We start from the raw sequence: 16,940 nt of genomic DNA, 5'->3' as shown, positions 1-16,940 counted from the left end.
GTCAGAGTTAACCCATCGAAAGAGCAAAGGGGGCTGTCCCCCACTATTTCTAAAAGGGATGACTAACACACTAGTCGAACAAAATGGAAACATCAAACGCAAAATAATTAGCAAATGCCCTGTTAAAAGACTACAGGGCTAGCCACTAGAACTGGATACCAATGAGAAAAAACTATTCTGATTATGTTGAATACGAGAGAGTGATTTTATGTGGTTTTTTATCGTCCTTGCTTTACTTGTCCTACTGATTGCATGGTGTATGATTGATTTTTATCTTGGAAGAAGAGAATTCCGTAAAACGAGACATAAACGTGTTTATCCTAAACGTTTTAGTAATATAATTTTATTAACACATGGTCCAGATCTTTTTAATCATTTATGCGAGGATATAAAAACCGCAAAAGAATCTGTACACGTATTGTTTTTTATTTTAAGTGACGATCATTTCAGCCGGGAGTTTATGGATCTTTTAATTCAAAAGGCACAGGATGGAGTGGAAGTTCGTTTATTGCTTGATCAAATCGGAAGCACTAAAGTGAAGAAACAGCATATAACAATGCTTCGAGATGGCGGAGTAGATATTGCTTTTTCCCAAAAGGTAAAGGCGCCTTATTTTTTCTTTACCTTTCAGCAACGTAATCACCGAAAAATCTCTACTATCGATGGCAAAATAGGTTACTTGGGCGGTTACAATGTGGGTAGAGAATATATTGATGAAGACCCTAAGCTTTCTCCATGGCGTGATTATCATCTGCGTTTGGACGGAGAAGGTGTCCAAGACCTTCAAAAGGAATTTTTATTAGACTGGTTTCGAGCAACAAATAAAGATCTTTCCGATGAGGCGAAATACTTTCCAGTGCTTGAGAAAGGAACCGTAACTCATCAAATCTTCCCGACAGAAGGCATCCGTATTGAAGAAATATTTTCTCGATATATTGAAGATGCTAAAACTAGCATTACCATTGGGACCCCTTATTTTATTCCAACAGAAAAGGTAATGAATTCGTTAATTCTAGCTTTAAAAAGAGGGGTTACTGTAACAATTATCGTTCCAAACAAATCCGATCACATGCTTGTAAAAGAAGCTTCCTTTCCTTACTTTAGAAAATTATTAGTTTACGGTGCGAACATCTATCAATATATGGAAGGCTTTTATCACGCAAAAGTAATGATGATTGATAATGATTTTTGTGATATTGGGACAGCTAATTTTGATAAAAGAAGCTTTGAACTAAATTTGGAACTAAATAATTTTTTATACGATCAACAATTCATTAAAAAAGTAAAGATAGAGATTGCCAAAGATATTAGCGGGTCAGAAAGGTTAACAATTGAGAAACTGAACTCGGTATCTTTTTTTACACGAGTAAAAGAAGCCGTGGCAGGGAGTATTTCCACTCTTCTTTAGATTGTAAAACCTTACATGACCTAAAGGAGGGGTTTTGTGAAAGTTCGGATAGGGTTTGTCGCCAACTCACTTAGCCTTTGGGACGCAAGCCCATCAAAGACACTAACATTCAAACGTTTTACAGAGCTTCCAGAAGGTGAAAGACTGGATAAATTAATAGAAGTGACAGGACTAAACCTTCAGCATACGAAAAGAATTATTTACTTACTGGCCGCTCACGAAGTTGAAGTTCATCGGTTATCAAGCTCCCTCGTTCCGTTAGCGACACATCCTGATGTGAAATGGGACTTCTATTCTCCTTTTAAACAAGAGTGGAAGGAGTTAGGAGAATTGATCCGAAAGTTTGGTATCAGAGCAAGCTTTCATCCCAACCAATTTACTCTGTTTACTAGTCCAAAGAACAATGTAACGGAGAATGCTGTAGAAAATATGCAATATCATTATAAAATGCTTGAATATATGGGGCTTGAAGAGGAAGCTGTTATCAATATTCATATTGGCGGTAGCTATGGTGATAAAGAAAAAACATTAAAAAGATTTCATGAAAATATTAAAGTCCTTCCGTCTCCTATTAAAAAAATTATGACGTTAGAAAATGACGACAAAACATACAATGTTGAAGAGACATTGAAGGCTTGTCAAAAGGAAGATATTCCGATGGTTCTGGACATACACCATCATAAGGCAAATTTAAGTTCTGAACCTATTGAACATTATTTAGAAGCTATCTTCCAAACTTGGGAGAGACGTGATATGCCTCCAAAGATTCATGTGTCGTCACCTAAATCGGAAAAAGCATTTCGGGCTCATGCTGATTATGTAGACCCTGCATTTATTGAACCTTTATTTAAAAGCTTGAAAAAATTAAATGTTGACGTTGACTTCATGGTAGAGGCAAAAACAAAAGACCTTGCTATGCTTCAACTTATCAATGACCTTTCAAAAATTAGAGGTGTAAAGCGAATCAGTGGGGGAACGATTGAATGGTGAATAACTAGAAGAAAATATAAACTAGAAACAAAAGAGGTCCGTCCCCGATTACTTTAACGCATTAATGTAGTCGGGGACGGACCTTTGAACTATTACATTTTTTCAGGAGCAGAAACTCCGATTAATGCGAGGGCGTTTTGCAGTGTAATTTTTACAGATTTAATTAAAGCTAAACGCGCTGTTGTTAATTCTTTGTTGTCATCATCTAGCACTTTATTGGCATTATAGAAACTATGGAATGCTGCTGCTAATTCATTCGTGTAGTTTGCAATGCGGTGTGGTGTGCGTTTTTCTGCTGAATCTGCAATAATTTGAGGGAAATCCCCTAAATTTTTCAACAGATCGATTTCTTTTTCACTACCAATTAGAGTTAGATTAATATCGTGTTCCTTACCTAATCCCTTCTCTTCCGCTTGGCGTAAAATACTGCAAATTCGAGCATGTGCGTACTGTGCATAATAAACTGGATTTTCATTGGATTGTGAAACAGCTAAATCTAAATCAAAGTCCATATGTGTGTCACCACTTCTCATCGCAAAGAAGTAACGTACGGCATCTAATCCTACTTCGTCAACAAGCTCACGCATCGTTACGGCCTTACCTGTACGCTTACTCATCTTCATTTTTTCTCCGTTTTTATACAGATGCACTAACTGGATGACTTCTACTTCCAAGCTATCAGAATCAAAGCCAAGAGCTCCTACAGCCGCTTTCATTCGAGGAATATAACCATGGTGGTCTGCACCCCAAATATTAATCAGTTTATTAAACCCACGTTCAAATTTATCCCGATGATACGAGATATCAGGAGTTAAATACGTGTACGTTCCATCATTTTTAATTAGCACGCGGTCTTTGTCATCACCAAGTTCTGTAGAACGGAACCATGTAGCACCGTCCTGTTCGTACACATGACCATTTTCTTTTAGCACCTTTAACGCTTCATCAATTTTTCCGCTCTCATAAAGAGATGTTTCCGAATACCAGACATTAAAAGGAACACGGAATGCTTCAAGGTCATTTTTTAATTTTTCCATTTCGTATTTCAAGCCGTATTGACGGAAAAATTGATAGCGTTCTTTTTCGTCCACGTTTACATATTTGTCGCCAAATTCTTTAGCAAGCTCTTTCCCAATTCCGATGATATCCGCACCGTGATAACCATCTTCCGGCATTTCTTTATCGTGTCCTAATGCTTGGAAATAACGGGCTTCAACAGAAAGAGCCAAGTTATGAATTTGGTTCCCCGCATCATTAATATAATATTCACGAGTAACATCATAGCCTGCTTTTTCTAACACATTACATAACGAGTCACCAACAGATGCACCACGAGCATGACCTAGGTGAAGGTCTCCAGTTGGATTAGCAGAAACAAATTCGACATTAATTCGTTCGCCTTTTCCTGCATTAGACTTTCCGTATTCTTCTCCTTCTTTTAAAATAACAGGAATAAGGTCTGCTAAATACTGATTGTTCATAAAAAAGTTAATAAAACCAGGACCCGCAATTTCAATTTTTTCAATAGATGCTTTCGAGGAGTCAAAGTTTTCAACAAGTTCTTCTGCAATTTTCCTTGGAGCTTTTTTTGCAATACGTGCAAGCTGCATTGCCATATTTGTGGAGTAGTCTCCGTGTGCTTTATCTTTCGGGTATTCTAAAATGACATCTGGGATTTCCTCTTCCGTTGCGAGGTTTGCTTTTATTACTGCTGCTTTAATTTCAAGCTTTAAATTATCTTGGACCTTTTCGACGATATTCATGACGTCTCTTCTTCCTCCTTATATGTAATCAACATTTTATAATTCCCCACCGTACTGCCTTGCATCATTAATTGATAGTCTAGACGGATTTCTCCAGACTTTTCGGGGTTTTTGCGTTTATGTGATAGCTTTTTCGTTTTTGTCCGTAATAGCAATGTCCCAATTTGACTCTCGTAGGAACCATTTGATTGCTCATCCTCTTTAAAAACCAATCTCATCTTAACGGCACCACTTCGAAGAATAAGTGCATTTTCATCACTTAGTTTAACGATTGTATGAACCGTTCCTTCTTCCTGAACTTCATCGTACTTTAAAAAAATGGAGTCAGCTTTTTCATAGTATCTACCAAAAGCCGAAAATTCAATAGAATCCTGTTCATCACCGCTCGTAATAACAGTTTTTAAGTGAACTTTGACAGGTGTATAATCGCTGTTTGAAACTGTCAAACCACTCATTCCTTTCTGTCTAGAAGTTCTTCTTTCTAGAGGTCCGTCCCCGACTGCGTTAATGCATTAACGTGATGAGGGACGGACCTTTTATTTAACCTAGTTTAGGTTTAATAGCAATTTCCTGTCCACCTCGTTCGCTTTAACAGGCGAACTCTGTCCTTATTTCAACTGTTGAATAGTAGCATTTATTCAACTGTTAATTTTCGCCCTAATTTCAACAGGTGATTATCAGACTTTAAAAGAAAAATCCGGAGCAAAAAAAAACCGATTTATTCAGTATACCATTATCAGGATAAAAAAAATCTTCCCTAAGGAAGTTTCACTTTACTAAGTATAGAAATTATTGTGCTAAATTGCAATGAACTCAACTATTCTTGTAGGATGTTGTGTTGTAGGTTCTGTGCCAGGAACAAATTAACCAGTTTGTTCCTGGCACACCCACAATAAGCTTTTCTTTATTTCACCCAACCTAATAACATCTCTCGAATGAGCTTACTAGCTGTATTCGCCGTTTGCTCTGACGGATCGTATATTGGTGCAACTTCTACTAGATCTGCTCCGACAACATTCACTTCTGACTTTGCAATTTCATGAATAGATGCGAGCAGCTCTTTCGATGTAATTCCCCCTGCGTCAACTGTACCAGTCCCAGGAGCATGGGCAGGATCTAAGACATCAATATCTATCGTGACATAAACGGGACGTCCTGCAAGTTTAGGAAGGATTTCTTTTAATGGTTCCAACACTTCAAATTTAGAAATATGCATTCCATTTTCTTTCGCCCACTGGAACTCTTCTTTCATTCCAGAACGAATTCCGAAAGAATAAACATTTTCAGGACCAATATGCTCTGCAATTTTCCGAATTGGTGTGGAGTGTGAAAGTGGTTCCCCCTCATACTCTTCACGCAGGTCGGTATGTGCATCCATATGAATAATAGCAAGCTCGGGGTATCTTTTCGCTACCGCCTTCATCACCGGCCAAGAAACAAGATGTTCTCCTCCCATTCCAAGTGGTGTCTTGCCATCCGTTAGCAGTTGATCGATGTAGTCCTCGATAATATTCAAACTTCGCTGAGGATTTCCAAACGGAAGAGGAATATCACCTGCATCAAAATACTTCACCTCTTCCAATTCACGGTCTAAATAGGGACTGTATTCTTCAAGACCAATCGAAACTTCACGAATACGAGCAGGACCAAACCGAGAACCTGGACGATAACTCACTGTCCAGTCCATTGGCATCCCATAAAGAACTACCTTACTCTCCTCATACGAAGGATGACTTCCAATAAAAACATTACCAGAATAAGCCTCATCAAAACGCATATATACTTCACTCCTTTATCGTGGTGAGGGACGGACCTTTGATAAGGTCCGTCCCTCATCGCCCTAACGCTTTACTCTGTTAAATCTTTAACGAATTTTGGTAATACGAATGCTGCTTTATGCAATTCTTTCGTATAGTATTTTGTATCGATATCATGGAAGCGTTCGTCGCTCACTTGTAATGGATCATGCCTTTTCGATCCGATTGTAAATGCCCACATTCCGCTCGGATATGTTGGAATGTTCGCAGTATAAAGACGTGTAATTGGGAAGATTTCCTTCACATCACGTTGCACTTGTTGAATAAGGTCAGCCTTGAACCAAGGATTATCTGATTGCGCTACAAAAATCCCTTCCTCTTTAAGTGCTTTTGAAATTCCCGCATAGAAACCTTTCGTAAATAAATTAACTGCAGGTCCTACTGGTTCTGTTGAATCAACCATAATAACGTCATATTCATTTTCACTCTTGGCAATATGCATGAATCCATCGCCTACTTGTACTTCTACACGTTCATTTTCAAGCTCGCCTGCAATCTCAGGTAAGTATTTCTTCGAGTACTCAATTACCTTTCCATCGATATCAACGAGAACTGCTTTTTTAACGCTTGGATGTTTCAACACTTCGCGGATAACGCCTCCGTCTCCACCGCCTACAACAAGAACCTTCTCAGGATTTGGATGCGTAAATAACGGAACATGTGCCACCATTTCATGATAAACAAATTCATCTTTTTGCGACGTCATGACCATGCCATCAAGGAATAACATGTTACCCCATTCTTCTGTTTCCGCCATTTCTAGATATTGAAAATCCGTCTTCTCTGTATGTAAAGTTTTTTTAACCTTCATTGTAATTCCAAAGTTTTCTGTTTGTTTCTCTGTGTACCATAATTCACTCATTTATTCTCTACTTCCCTTCTTTTGAGGTCCGTCCCTCATTACTGTAATGTATTAAAGCACCTTTGTGCCAATGTTTCGAGTTGTTTATATCCTTCCCTATCGTAAAAACAGCAAAACAGGGAGAATATTTTACCACTTACGCAACAATGAAAAAGTATAGTGGAATCACGCAAAATTTCAAGCAAAATTTTTTCTTTTGATGAAATGTTTAAAATCTCTCGTTTCTTTTCATAATGAGTAATACTGGAAAAACTTCTATATAACGGTTTTTTTCTAAACTTACTTATTCCATTCATTCTAGAACTACTATAGATTTTCTAAAGAAAAAAGCGTTAGGGGGAAGCGAAATGGAGATTATCACAAGGTCTCGAATAGAAAAAACAAAGAAATATTTGCGGTTTTTCATTGCTGCCAGTTTACTATTTTCAGTTTTGCTTCTTATCGGGATTGGCAGTTTATTTATATACGCAAAAATAGAAGGCCCTCCACCACTAGCTGTTCCGCAATCAACACTCATTTATAGTGAAGATGGAAAAATTATTGGTGAGAGTAACAAGGGACAGAAACGGTATTGGGTCAATCTTGATCAAATTTCTCCCGAGCTTCTGGATGCAACGATTTCCATTGAGGATAAAAGCTTTTTTGATCATCATGGTTTCGACCTAAAGAGAATTGCTGGAGCAGCTATCGCTGATATTAAAGCAATGGCAAAAGTCCAAGGGGCCAGTACAATTTCACAGCAATATGCACGAAACCTTTTTTTAACCCATGACAAAACGTGGAAACGAAAAATTTCAGAAGCATTGTATACATTTCGTTTAGAAATGAATTATTCAAAAGAGGAAATATTAGAAGGATATATGAACACCATTTATTATGGCCACGGAGCTTACGGTGTACAAGCAGCAAGCCAATACTATTTCGGAAAAGATGCCGATGAATTAAACCTAGCAGAAGCAGCTATGCTTGCTGGGATTCCAAAAGCACCTAGTCACTATTCACCCGTAACATCATTATCGAAGGCTAAGGATCGCCAGCTAATTACTCTCAACACAATGGTAAAAAATAATCTTATTACAAAAGAAGAGATGAAAAAAGCTTCTGAAAAAGAAATAACAATCACTGGTAAGCATGAGCATAATAGAGTAGAACTTGCACCTTATTTTCAAGATGTCGTAAAAAACACATTACGTACAAAACTCGGAATTGATGAAAAAACAATTGAATTAGGTGGGTTAAAAGTTTACACAACATTAAATACAACACATCAAAAAGCAGCGGAAAAGGTTATTAATGAACAGATTCCCGAAGAGTCTGATATTCAGCTTGGCTTTGCGTCGATGAACCCGAAAAATGGTTATGTTACTGCACTTGTCGGTGGAAGAGATTACGAAGAGAGCCCATATAATCGAGCTGTTCAAGCAATACGGCAGCCTGGCTCCACAATAAAACCGTTACTGTATTACTCTGCACTAGAAAGCGGGTTTACCCCATCTACAACAATGAAAAGTGCACCTACGACATTTAAGTTTAACGACGGGGAAGATGAATATACGCCGCATAACTACAATAACAAATATGCCGATGACGATATAACACTCGCGCAGGCAATTGCTGTATCCGACAATGTGTATGCTGTTAAAACGCATATGTTTTTAGGTACAGAAACGTTAGTAGAAGCAGCAAAGGAAAAATTCGGTCTTTCCACTAAAATTAAAGATTATCCATCTTCTGCACTTGGAACATCTGGGGCACGCGTCATTGACATGGTCAATGCCTATAGCATTTTTGCTAATGGTGGTTATAAAGTTGAGCCTGTTTTTATAAAAAAAGTAGAAAGTGCGACCGGTGAAGTGATATACGAGAATAAGTTCGAAAAAGAACAGGTACTTGATCCTGACACTACATTTGTCATGACTCATATGTTAAGTGGAATTTTTGATCCGAAACTTAATGATTACTCAACCGTGACAGGAATTACAATACGAAATAAAGCGACAAGACCGTATGCAGGTAAATCCGGCACAACAAACACAGACAATTGGATGATTGGGTACTCCCCTCAGCTGACTGCCGGCGTTTGGACTGGCTATGATAAAGGGAAGAATATATCGCTAGTAAACGATAAATACTTTGCTAAAAACATTTGGGTGCATTTTATGGAGGAAGCACTAAAGGGAGAACCGATTAAGGCTTTCAAACCGACAAAAGGGGTGATTGGTGTAAAGGTTGACCCTCACTCCGGAAAACTTGCAACAAAAGATTGTTCTGCTTCACGGTTTACGTACTTTGTAAAAGGCACAGAACCAACAGAGTATTGTATCGACAATCTTGAAAAACAAAAGGAACCGAAAGAACCACCTAAGAAAAAGGAAAAGGAGAAGCCTTGGTATAAAAAATGGACGGATTGGTTTTAATAAAAGTAGTCGCATTTGCCTACTACCGTCAGACGAATTTACTTTTTATGGATGTTTGTCCAATAAAACAAAAGTTCTGTCCAGAAACCTTAACTTTTTGTCTAGTAACCGTAATAATTTGTCCTATAAAACTTGAAATTTGTCTAGTAAATCCAAAAAATTGTCCAATAAAGAAAGTTCCAACATAGAAATCCCCATAAAAAAACGAAAAACCTCGGGTTTGTGCGAACCCGAGGTTTTTCATGTCCTAGTTTATGTGCAAACTGTGATTTAAGTGTACTTTTATTTTTCATTGAGGGCAAGGTATGAAGAGGATTTTCAAATAACTGTCACACTTTGTTCATCTTTATTGAAATAATTGGAAATAAACTCCTACCAAAATAAAGCCCACTATTCACGTAGCTAAACGACTATTCTTCTTTCACTTCTAGCTTTTCCTTTAACTCCGCTTCGGAACGATTCCACATGCCTTCATCGTGATTTTTCAGAAACTCTGCTAGTGTTTTCTTTGAGCGATCATCCATTTGCTCCACGATAATTTTTCTTTTCATCGATTTATCCATATTATTAACGTGCTCTGGCATGGATTTATAACCACGGCGTTTTTCCGGGTTCACAATCATTTCACATGCTGTCACACCTGCATAATATGGTCCGTCGTCTTTACGGTCAATCGTCACCCAAATAAGCCAGTAAAGTTTTCCGCCTTCTGAGTCCTTCCGATCCTTCGTAAACTTGATTCTCTTTTCAATTGGACTTCTTGCATGAAGTGCACCGATTTCAATAGAAGCAGTTCCTTCTACCGCGTCCACAATGACAGGAGACACATTATCAAGGCTTAAAGCACCAACACCAAAGCCACCATGCCCATCTGTCGGATCACTTTTTATAATGTTAAAACCAATATTCTTTTTCTTTTCCATATCGTCCACTCCTTTATATCAAATTTATTTTATAGAAAAATAGAAAAGATTGTATTGAAAATAGCATTGAATGCTTGCGAAGTCCCGTTTATGCCCCCTTGCAGAAGTGGCCAGATCGTATATTGATCTAATGGGGTAATAACCAATATTAAAAATAGCAGTATCCCATATTGCTCGTATTGAGACAGTTTTGCTCTTACGCTATTAGAAGATAAGTCTTCAATAATGCGGTACCCATCAAGCGGCGGGAATGGAAGTAAATTAAAAATAAACAACAATACATTCAAATAGACAATCATTCTTAATAGATCCATAAAGAACGGCGGAACACCCGCTCCACCCGTCAACACGATTATAAGGAAGAATATGCCGTACGCGATAAACGCGATAAGAAAGTTGCTAAGTGGTCCTGCTACAGAAACGAGAACCCCTGCCAAACGTGGATTTTTAAACCGAGAACGATTGACTGGAACGGGTCTTGCCCAACCGAACCCTGCAATTAGAATAAACAATGTACCAATCGGATCCAAGTGCTGAATCGGATTTAATGTTAACCTTCCTTGGTCTTTTGCCGTATTATCCCCGAACTTGTATGCCACATAGGCATGGGCAAATTCATGAAAAGTGAACGCGAGGACAAGGGCAATAACCACAAAAGGTAATTCTTCAAGACGAAATGCTAAAAATTGCTCCAAAATATATGTACTCCTTTAAACAAAATTTACTTACCTTATTCCATAGTATACAAAAAAAGTCCTGCTCTAAATCATAATAAGCATAAAACATGCTTGCTCTTTTCCCTAAAAAAACAGTAAAGTAAAAGTAGTATAGTAAAGATTGTAACAAATTGAGAGATAGGAGCGAAATGTCATGCCTTATGTTACTGTAAAAATGCTAGAAGGTCGTTCAGATGATCAGAAAAAACAATTAGTCGAGAAGGTAACACAAGCCGTTAGTGAAACAACTGGTGCTTCCGAAGACAAAATTGCTGTATTCATTGAAGAAATGACTAAATCTCACTACGCTGTTGGTGGAAAACGTCTAAGCGACCAATAGTAAACAAAATGGGAAGTGACTTATCCAGAAATGACAAACATAAGACGAGTAACCCGGAAAAGCGTTCTTTGCCTTTTTAGGTTACTTGACTTATGACCTCAGGACTCTAACCACTGAGGCTCAATCTAGATTGCCCCAGTTGTATAGCTATCTACAAGCGAACAGTTTACAACCTCTTCCTTAATGGAAAAAGAGGGATGTAAACTAACTTCGTTTACACCCCCTTTTTTGATAACAAAAATTATTGCACTTTCTTCTTTTGCAAACTTTCAATATAGCCATACGCTTCTTCAATTTCTTCTTCCGTATACTTCTGTTTACTTTTAAGCGTAAAAACTTTTTCCTTTACTTCGTCTTTTGGTAGGTTATCAAAATAAAGTATTGTTGATACTAGTTCGAGAAAACGTGACGGTTTTTCATTCATATCTGTTAAACAATCACGTAAATGAGGCATTTCTGTCTTATACATCTCTAAGAAGTTTTCCCCTTCTTCTGTTACTGTATAACGATATTGAAAATACCCGCCTTTTTTTTCTTTCACTTCCGTAATAAACCCCATATTATGGAGTTCTTCCACTCTCAATGTCAGCTCTTCCGAGTACGGTCCGTAAAAATGAAACTGAAATTTTTCCTGAAATGGGAATGTTAGTTTTTTTGCTATAAATATCATTTTTTGCAGTTTTTTTCGCCCGACAATTTCACCCGACGCTAAAAATGCACTCATCAATTTCGCATGATCTTTCAACACGATTAGATCATCTCCTACTCCTATAATTGTGTTAGTAAGATCTACTACTTACTGTGATAAAGGGAAACTTCCATTAATGGGGGGCTTCCCGTTAATGCGCGATAAATTTCCCCATTACAACCCCTTTCACTTAGGCGCTAGTCCGAGTTCCTTTAAGGAAGTTCTAAAATCGTACGTATCTGTCTCTTTATATTCTTTTTAGATGTTTCGTCGTATAAAAAGTCTTTAGGAAAATATAATTTATGATCTGTGCGTCGCTTTCCTGAAATGGAATCGACGATGTCTGACTCACGCGATAACTCTCTTAACTCTTCGTTTGGCATTAGTAAATGGATAGGAAGACGTTCCTCCTCCTCACCTGGTCTGTAAAAATCGTATGGTAAATCAGAGGAGGAGTCGACAACCAAGTAATACTCTGGTGAAATGCCAGCTTTCTTAAACAATGTTTCTAGTTCACTATGTTTTCGATATTCTTTGGCAGGGTCAAATTCCACGTACTTAAAAAGATTACGATTCATAAAGCGCCGACATAAATCACTTAAGATAGGGTCGTCTTCCTCTTGCCAAATTTGAAAATAATACATAATGACTGATTCATCCAATTTTAAATAATCTTCTAGAGAAACTTCTTCCTCAAAAAGGGAATAAAAATGGATAGGAAGTTGTTTAAAAGCGTAAAACTCTTCGTGCAGTTCTTTTGCTCTGTGCAATATTTTCGTTAAAATAACTTCTGCTGAGCGTGTGACAGGATGGAAGTATATTTGCCAATACATTTGATAACGGCTCATAATATAATCTTCAACAGCATGCATTCCGCTATTTTTAATCACCACTTGATCTTCGCGTGGACGCATCACCCTTAATATACGTTCCATATCAAAATGCCCGTAGCTTACACCAGTAAAATAAGCATCTCGTTGCAAATAATCCATTCTATCTGCATCGATTTGGCTTGAAATCAAACTAACAACTAATTTATTTTCATATGTTTTCGCAATAACTTCCGCTACTTTTTTCGGAAAATCAGGAGCTACCTTTTTCAATACTTGATTAACTTCTGTATTCCCGAGAATAATTTCTTGTGTAAAATGTTCATGATCCAAATGAAAGACCTTTTCAAATGAATGAGAAAATGGCCCATGTCCGAGATCATGCAAAAGAGCCGCACATAAAGAAAGTAGCCTTTCCTCTTGATCCCATTCAGGCCTTGTGACAAAAACATCATCAACGATACGTCTGATTATTTCATATACCCCAAGAGAATGGTTAAAGCGACTATGCTCTGCACCATGGAATGTTAAATATGTCGTACCTAACTGCCGAATCCTACGAAGCCTTTGAAACTCCTTCGTCCCAATTAAATCCCATATGACTAAATCTCGTACATGTACATAACGATGAACAGGGTCTTTAAATACTTTTTCCTCGTATAGTTTCTGCTTGGAATATTCCATATTCTACCCTCTTCCTATAGTGAAACTTCCTTCAGTGGGCTTTTTTCCACTAAAGGTTAGCTGAGCCAACAGTTAATACCCGATACTATCATGTCTCTATTATAGACCTTTTCCTTTCGATATTCATCTCACGGTGATGTCGAAAAATAATGGGATATGACACCAATACTAGTAAAATCAACACCTAAATGTTTTTTTAAAAATTCCTATCGTTTTTTGCACTTGACTTTTTTATAGAATAACTAGCATTAGTAGCAAAACAATTGCTTCTATACAACAGCATGCACTTTGTACGTATCTATTAATCTGAATGGATTTTAATAGATACCACTTACATGTTGCAAATCCCCTCATACCAATAAAAAAAGGCCGACTTTTTAAGTAAGCCAGTCTCTTTAGTTCATTCGCTATTATCCAACTAATTCCTTTGCTACTTCAATTTTTTCTGAACTTTCTCCATCAACTCGTCTTCTGTCAATGCCGCTAAAGGACGGTTATTTACGAAAGCAAATGTTTTCTTACGTCCTGGGCCACAATAAGATTGGCAACCAATTTCAATCGGCGCCTCTGAATCCAATTTCTTTAATTTAGGAATCAATGATTTTAAATTGACGGCTTGACAGTCATCGCAAACTCGGAATTCGTTTGCCATTAGTCAACAACCCTTTCTATATGTGAAATGTATGCGAAAAAATAACCTGTCTATATGAAATACCGCTTTTTAGAATACATTTTTCTACGTACTTTTTCAAGAGACGGTATCTTCCATTTGACGATATTATCTATGTTCTGGCAACGAAACTATCAGATAAAAAATAAATTTAACATATTCGTATAAAAACAGGTAAAACTGTCCAAGCTGAAACTAAAGAATAATTCATTTTATATGGGAGTTGAGAAGAATGAAGTTACGACAAGATGCTTGGTCAGAGGAAAATGATTTATTACTAGCTGAAACTGTATTACGTCATGTTAGAGAAGGAAGCACCCAGTTAAACGCATTTGAGGAGGTTGGCGACAAATTAAATAGAACGTCAGCTGCTTGTGGATTTCGTTGGAACGCCGTTGTCCGTCATCAATACGAAAAAGCTCTTCAACTAGCAAAAAAACAAAGAAAACAGCGTCACCGATTACTTGGAAAAGATCAAGGCGGCAAAAAGAAACTATTATATCAACCTCCAACGCCTTCTATGGAAGACCTAGACGCTATGTCTCTATCATTAGAAGAAGCACAAGAGGAGATGGAATTCCAACAATTGCAAAGCTTCGGTTACTATCCTAACACGGAAAAGGAAAAAGAAGCGGAGCCTACAGGTAAGCAGACAAGTGAAGGGAAAAATGAAAGCGAAGAGGCATCACCTAAAGAAGAAACACAGAAAACGCAATCACCAGTACCTTCGCAAACTCAGTACATGGTGAGTAGAGGAGAAATTACACTCGAAAAGGTAATAGCCTATTTACAAAACCTCGCATCTTCCAATGTTCACTCGGATATTTTAAAAAGTGAGAATCAGAGATTAAAGCATGAAATCACGCAAATCCGAAAAACGAATAGTGAGCTCGAAAAGAAAGTAGCACAACTGGAGAAAAATTCGGTAACGATGCAGGAAGATTACGAAACTCTTATGCAAATTATGAACCGTGCACGAAAACTAGTATTATTTGATGAGGAAGAAGGGAAATCTCCTCGTTTCAAAATGGACCGTAATGGAAATCTTGAAAAAGTAGCAGAATAAAGTAATTACCAAAAGCCAGGAATCCTTGAGTTAGTATCGGGGGGGATCCTGGCTTTTTTGGATGTTCTGTCGTCGTTCTTTCGTCTTGCGACGTTCTGTGCCAGGAACAATTTCTTCGTTCTGTGCCAGGGACAATTTCTTCGTTCTGTGCCAGGGACAATTTCTTCGTTCTGTGCCAGGGACAATTTCTTCGTTCTGTGCCAGGGACAATTTCTTCGTTCTGTGCCAGGAACAAATCAAGGGAATTGTTCCTGGCACCCCCCCTCCCCAAAAACAAAAAAACCAAGCAGCATCTCTTCAGCTCCTTGGCATTTTTTACTATATTAATCTCCAAGCACTTTCTCATTCCGCTCCACAACTCGCTTATAATAAGCTTCATACATGGAGTACTCCTGTCCTCCGAGGGCACTTGAATACATTTCCTTGCTGAACTTTTTTAATGTTTGCAAGAAACGCAGCATAACATCTTGCACAGTGAGTTCTACCTGTAATAATTCTGATAAAGATGCCATTACTTCCGGTTTAATACGAGGGAATACAAATTTTGATTCCGCTCCATTTAAACCCGCATCATAAAAGTCTCGAATTACTTCTGCTCGTTTAGAGCCACTTCCATTCACACAAAGGTATATTTGCACCGCTACCCCATTACGGATGCGTCGTTGCGAAATGCCGGCGAATTTCTTATCTCCAATACTTAAATCATAACTTCCAGGACAATAAGATTCGGTAATTTCTTTTGCTTCTATTTCTCCCCCAAAGTCTTTGAACATTTCTCGTATTAGAATGAGCATCGCTTCGTATCCTCTATTAATATTAATGCCTTTTTCAGAATCAGGGAATATTAACGACAAGTTCAAAACACCTTCATCCAAAACAACTGCTAGTCCACCTGAATTCCTGACAATATAAGTATACCCTGCATTCTCCAGAACCTTTAGCGCATCCTCTAGCATAGGAAGCTTTGTATCTTGTATTCCTAATACAATTGTTTGATGATGCACCCAAGACCTAGCAGTAGGGTCAGACTGTGACGCCCCTACAGATGTACATAATGTATCGTCCATCGCAAAAGACTGAAGAGCACCAAACATTGGTCCTAAGCTTGATTGATCTATTATTCTCCAGCGTTCTTGCTGAATTAATGATAATGCTTTTTCATTTTCCATCTTACTTACTCCTTTGATTAACATACGAGCGTGCTCATTATATCATATCGTGAAGCTTCCATCAGTACGGGATATTTTTATTTGAGCCATTTGAGAAAAATGTGGGATAAATCAATACCACATCCGCAATCACCAAACTATTTCACTGAATACCATGAGAATGGAATAACTATGGTTTGTAATTAGTTTTTAACCTTTTGTAATATATTTTTGACAATGGGATAAAAATATATTACAATTAACTTAACTTAAAGAAATAAGAGGGATGTATATGAAAAAGAAAGGAACCCTTATTAATCGTCTTCACGTATTAAGGGCCGAACGAAGGTGGTCACAGGATGATCTTGCCAAAAAAGTTGGGGTAAGCCGACAGACTATCTCCTCCTTAGAGGCTAACAGGTATAACCCATCTTTACTTTTAGCATTTGAACTAGCTCGAGTGTTTGACACTACTGTCTTAGATATTTTTACTTACGTTCATGACGAGGATAAAGCATGAAGAGGCTGGGACATAACTAAAGTACTATCCCCTAAAGACGAACAATGTCAGGTTAAATTGTTTAGTAATCACTGTTACACACCGCTGTTGATTTCCGT

Annotated in this window: 16 protein-coding genes; 6 read left to right on the top strand and 10 right to left on the bottom strand. The window is 37.8% G+C overall.

Annotation, left to right across the window (positions count from 1 at the left end):
* The first annotated feature begins 208 nt into the window (after positions 1–208).
* Together cls and uvsE are read left to right on the top strand one after the other, a co-directional pair.
* A complete protein-coding gene (gene cls, locus ACFSUL_RS08445; RefSeq protein ID WP_377934485.1) occupies positions 209–1,408 on the top strand; it encodes a cardiolipin synthase in 1,200 nt (399 codons plus the stop codon).
* A 36-nt stretch (positions 1,409–1,444) separates the two neighbouring features.
* Complete coding sequence (gene uvsE / locus ACFSUL_RS08440) at positions 1,445–2,398, top strand: UV DNA damage repair endonuclease UvsE (protein WP_377934483.1); 954 nt, start codon at positions 1,445–1,447, stop codon at positions 2,396–2,398.
* Between the two features lie 92 nt (positions 2,399–2,490).
* Here the strand turns inward: uvsE and argS are convergent, their stop codons facing one another.
* From argS to speE, 4 genes are all read right to left on the bottom strand, one after another.
* Positions 2,491–4,161, bottom strand: a complete 1,671-nt coding sequence (argS, locus tag ACFSUL_RS08435) for an arginine--tRNA ligase (protein ID WP_377934481.1) — start codon at positions 4,159–4,161, stop codon at positions 2,491–2,493.
* Positions 4,158–4,616, bottom strand: coding sequence for a DUF1934 domain-containing protein (locus ACFSUL_RS08430; protein WP_377934479.1), 459 nt, complete (start codon positions 4,614–4,616; stop codon positions 4,158–4,160). The genes argS and ACFSUL_RS08430 overlap by 4 nt, the downstream gene beginning before the upstream one ends.
* A gap of 449 nt (positions 4,617–5,065) precedes the next feature.
* Entirely contained in the window at positions 5,066–5,938 is an 873-nt protein-coding gene (speB, locus tag ACFSUL_RS08425) for an agmatinase (RefSeq protein WP_377934477.1), read from the bottom strand.
* A 71-nt stretch (positions 5,939–6,009) separates the two neighbouring features.
* Positions 6,010–6,840: a spermidine synthase gene (speE, locus tag ACFSUL_RS08420; protein ID WP_377934475.1), complete on the bottom strand. Its 831-nt coding sequence runs from the start codon at positions 6,838–6,840 to the stop codon at positions 6,010–6,012.
* A gap of 347 nt (positions 6,841–7,187) precedes the next feature.
* On the opposite strand from speE, the gene ACFSUL_RS08415 reads away from it, so the two are divergent.
* Entirely contained in the window at positions 7,188–9,257 is a 2,070-nt protein-coding gene (locus tag ACFSUL_RS08415; protein ID WP_377934473.1) for a transglycosylase domain-containing protein, read from the top strand.
* 410 nt (positions 9,258–9,667) lie between these two features.
* Here the strand turns inward: ACFSUL_RS08415 and ACFSUL_RS08410 are convergent, their stop codons facing one another.
* Together ACFSUL_RS08410 and ACFSUL_RS08405 are read right to left on the bottom strand one after the other, a co-directional pair.
* Positions 9,668–10,180, bottom strand: coding sequence for a YwhD family protein (locus ACFSUL_RS08410; RefSeq protein WP_377934471.1), 513 nt, complete (start codon positions 10,178–10,180; stop codon positions 9,668–9,670).
* Between the two features lie 29 nt (positions 10,181–10,209).
* Entirely contained in the window at positions 10,210–10,875 is a 666-nt protein-coding gene (locus tag ACFSUL_RS08405) for a site-2 protease family protein (RefSeq protein WP_377934469.1), read from the bottom strand.
* A 175-nt stretch (positions 10,876–11,050) separates the two neighbouring features.
* On the opposite strand from ACFSUL_RS08405, the gene ACFSUL_RS08400 reads away from it, so the two are divergent.
* Positions 11,051–11,236 carry a 2-hydroxymuconate tautomerase gene (locus tag ACFSUL_RS08400; RefSeq protein ID WP_071410477.1) on the top strand — a complete coding sequence of 62 codons (186 nt, stop codon included), beginning with the start codon at positions 11,051–11,053 and terminating at the stop codon, positions 11,234–11,236.
* A 241-nt stretch (positions 11,237–11,477) separates the two neighbouring features.
* Here the strand turns inward: ACFSUL_RS08400 and ACFSUL_RS08395 are convergent, their stop codons facing one another.
* From ACFSUL_RS08395 to ACFSUL_RS08385, 3 genes are all read right to left on the bottom strand, one after another.
* Positions 11,478–11,984 (bottom strand): YwgA family protein, encoded by a 507-nt coding sequence (locus tag ACFSUL_RS08395; protein WP_377934466.1) that lies wholly within the window; start codon positions 11,982–11,984, stop codon positions 11,478–11,480.
* A gap of 152 nt (positions 11,985–12,136) precedes the next feature.
* Positions 12,137–13,438 carry an HD domain-containing protein gene (locus tag ACFSUL_RS08390; RefSeq protein WP_377934464.1) on the bottom strand — a complete coding sequence of 434 codons (1,302 nt, stop codon included), beginning with the start codon at positions 13,436–13,438 and terminating at the stop codon, positions 12,137–12,139.
* A 430-nt stretch (positions 13,439–13,868) separates the two neighbouring features.
* Positions 13,869–14,090 carry a DUF1450 domain-containing protein gene (locus ACFSUL_RS08385; protein ID WP_377934462.1) on the bottom strand — a complete coding sequence of 74 codons (222 nt, stop codon included), beginning with the start codon at positions 14,088–14,090 and terminating at the stop codon, positions 13,869–13,871.
* A gap of 250 nt (positions 14,091–14,340) precedes the next feature.
* Between ACFSUL_RS08385 and ACFSUL_RS08380 the strand changes: the two genes are divergently transcribed.
* Positions 14,341–15,174: an RsfA family transcriptional regulator gene (locus ACFSUL_RS08380; protein ID WP_377934461.1), complete on the top strand. Its 834-nt coding sequence runs from the start codon at positions 14,341–14,343 to the stop codon at positions 15,172–15,174.
* Positions 15,175–15,497: 323 nt separating this feature from the next.
* On the opposite strand, the gene ACFSUL_RS08375 is transcribed toward ACFSUL_RS08380, so the two are convergent.
* Complete coding sequence (locus ACFSUL_RS08375; RefSeq protein ID WP_377934460.1) at positions 15,498–16,343, bottom strand: lipoate--protein ligase family protein; 846 nt, start codon at positions 16,341–16,343, stop codon at positions 15,498–15,500.
* A 271-nt stretch (positions 16,344–16,614) separates the two neighbouring features.
* Here ACFSUL_RS08375 and ACFSUL_RS08370 point away from each other — a divergent pair, with 271 nt between their 5' ends.
* Entirely contained in the window at positions 16,615–16,842 is a 228-nt protein-coding gene (locus tag ACFSUL_RS08370) for a helix-turn-helix transcriptional regulator (RefSeq protein WP_377934458.1), read from the top strand.
* Positions 16,843–16,940: the final 98 nt, after the last annotated feature.

It is taken from the genome of Bacillus seohaeanensis, assembly GCF_042684945.1.
Classification (GTDB): Bacteria; Bacillota; Bacilli; order Bacillales; family Bacillaceae_B; genus Rossellomorea; species Rossellomorea seohaeanensis.
This window is presented reverse-complemented; position numbering and strand designations above follow the sequence as displayed.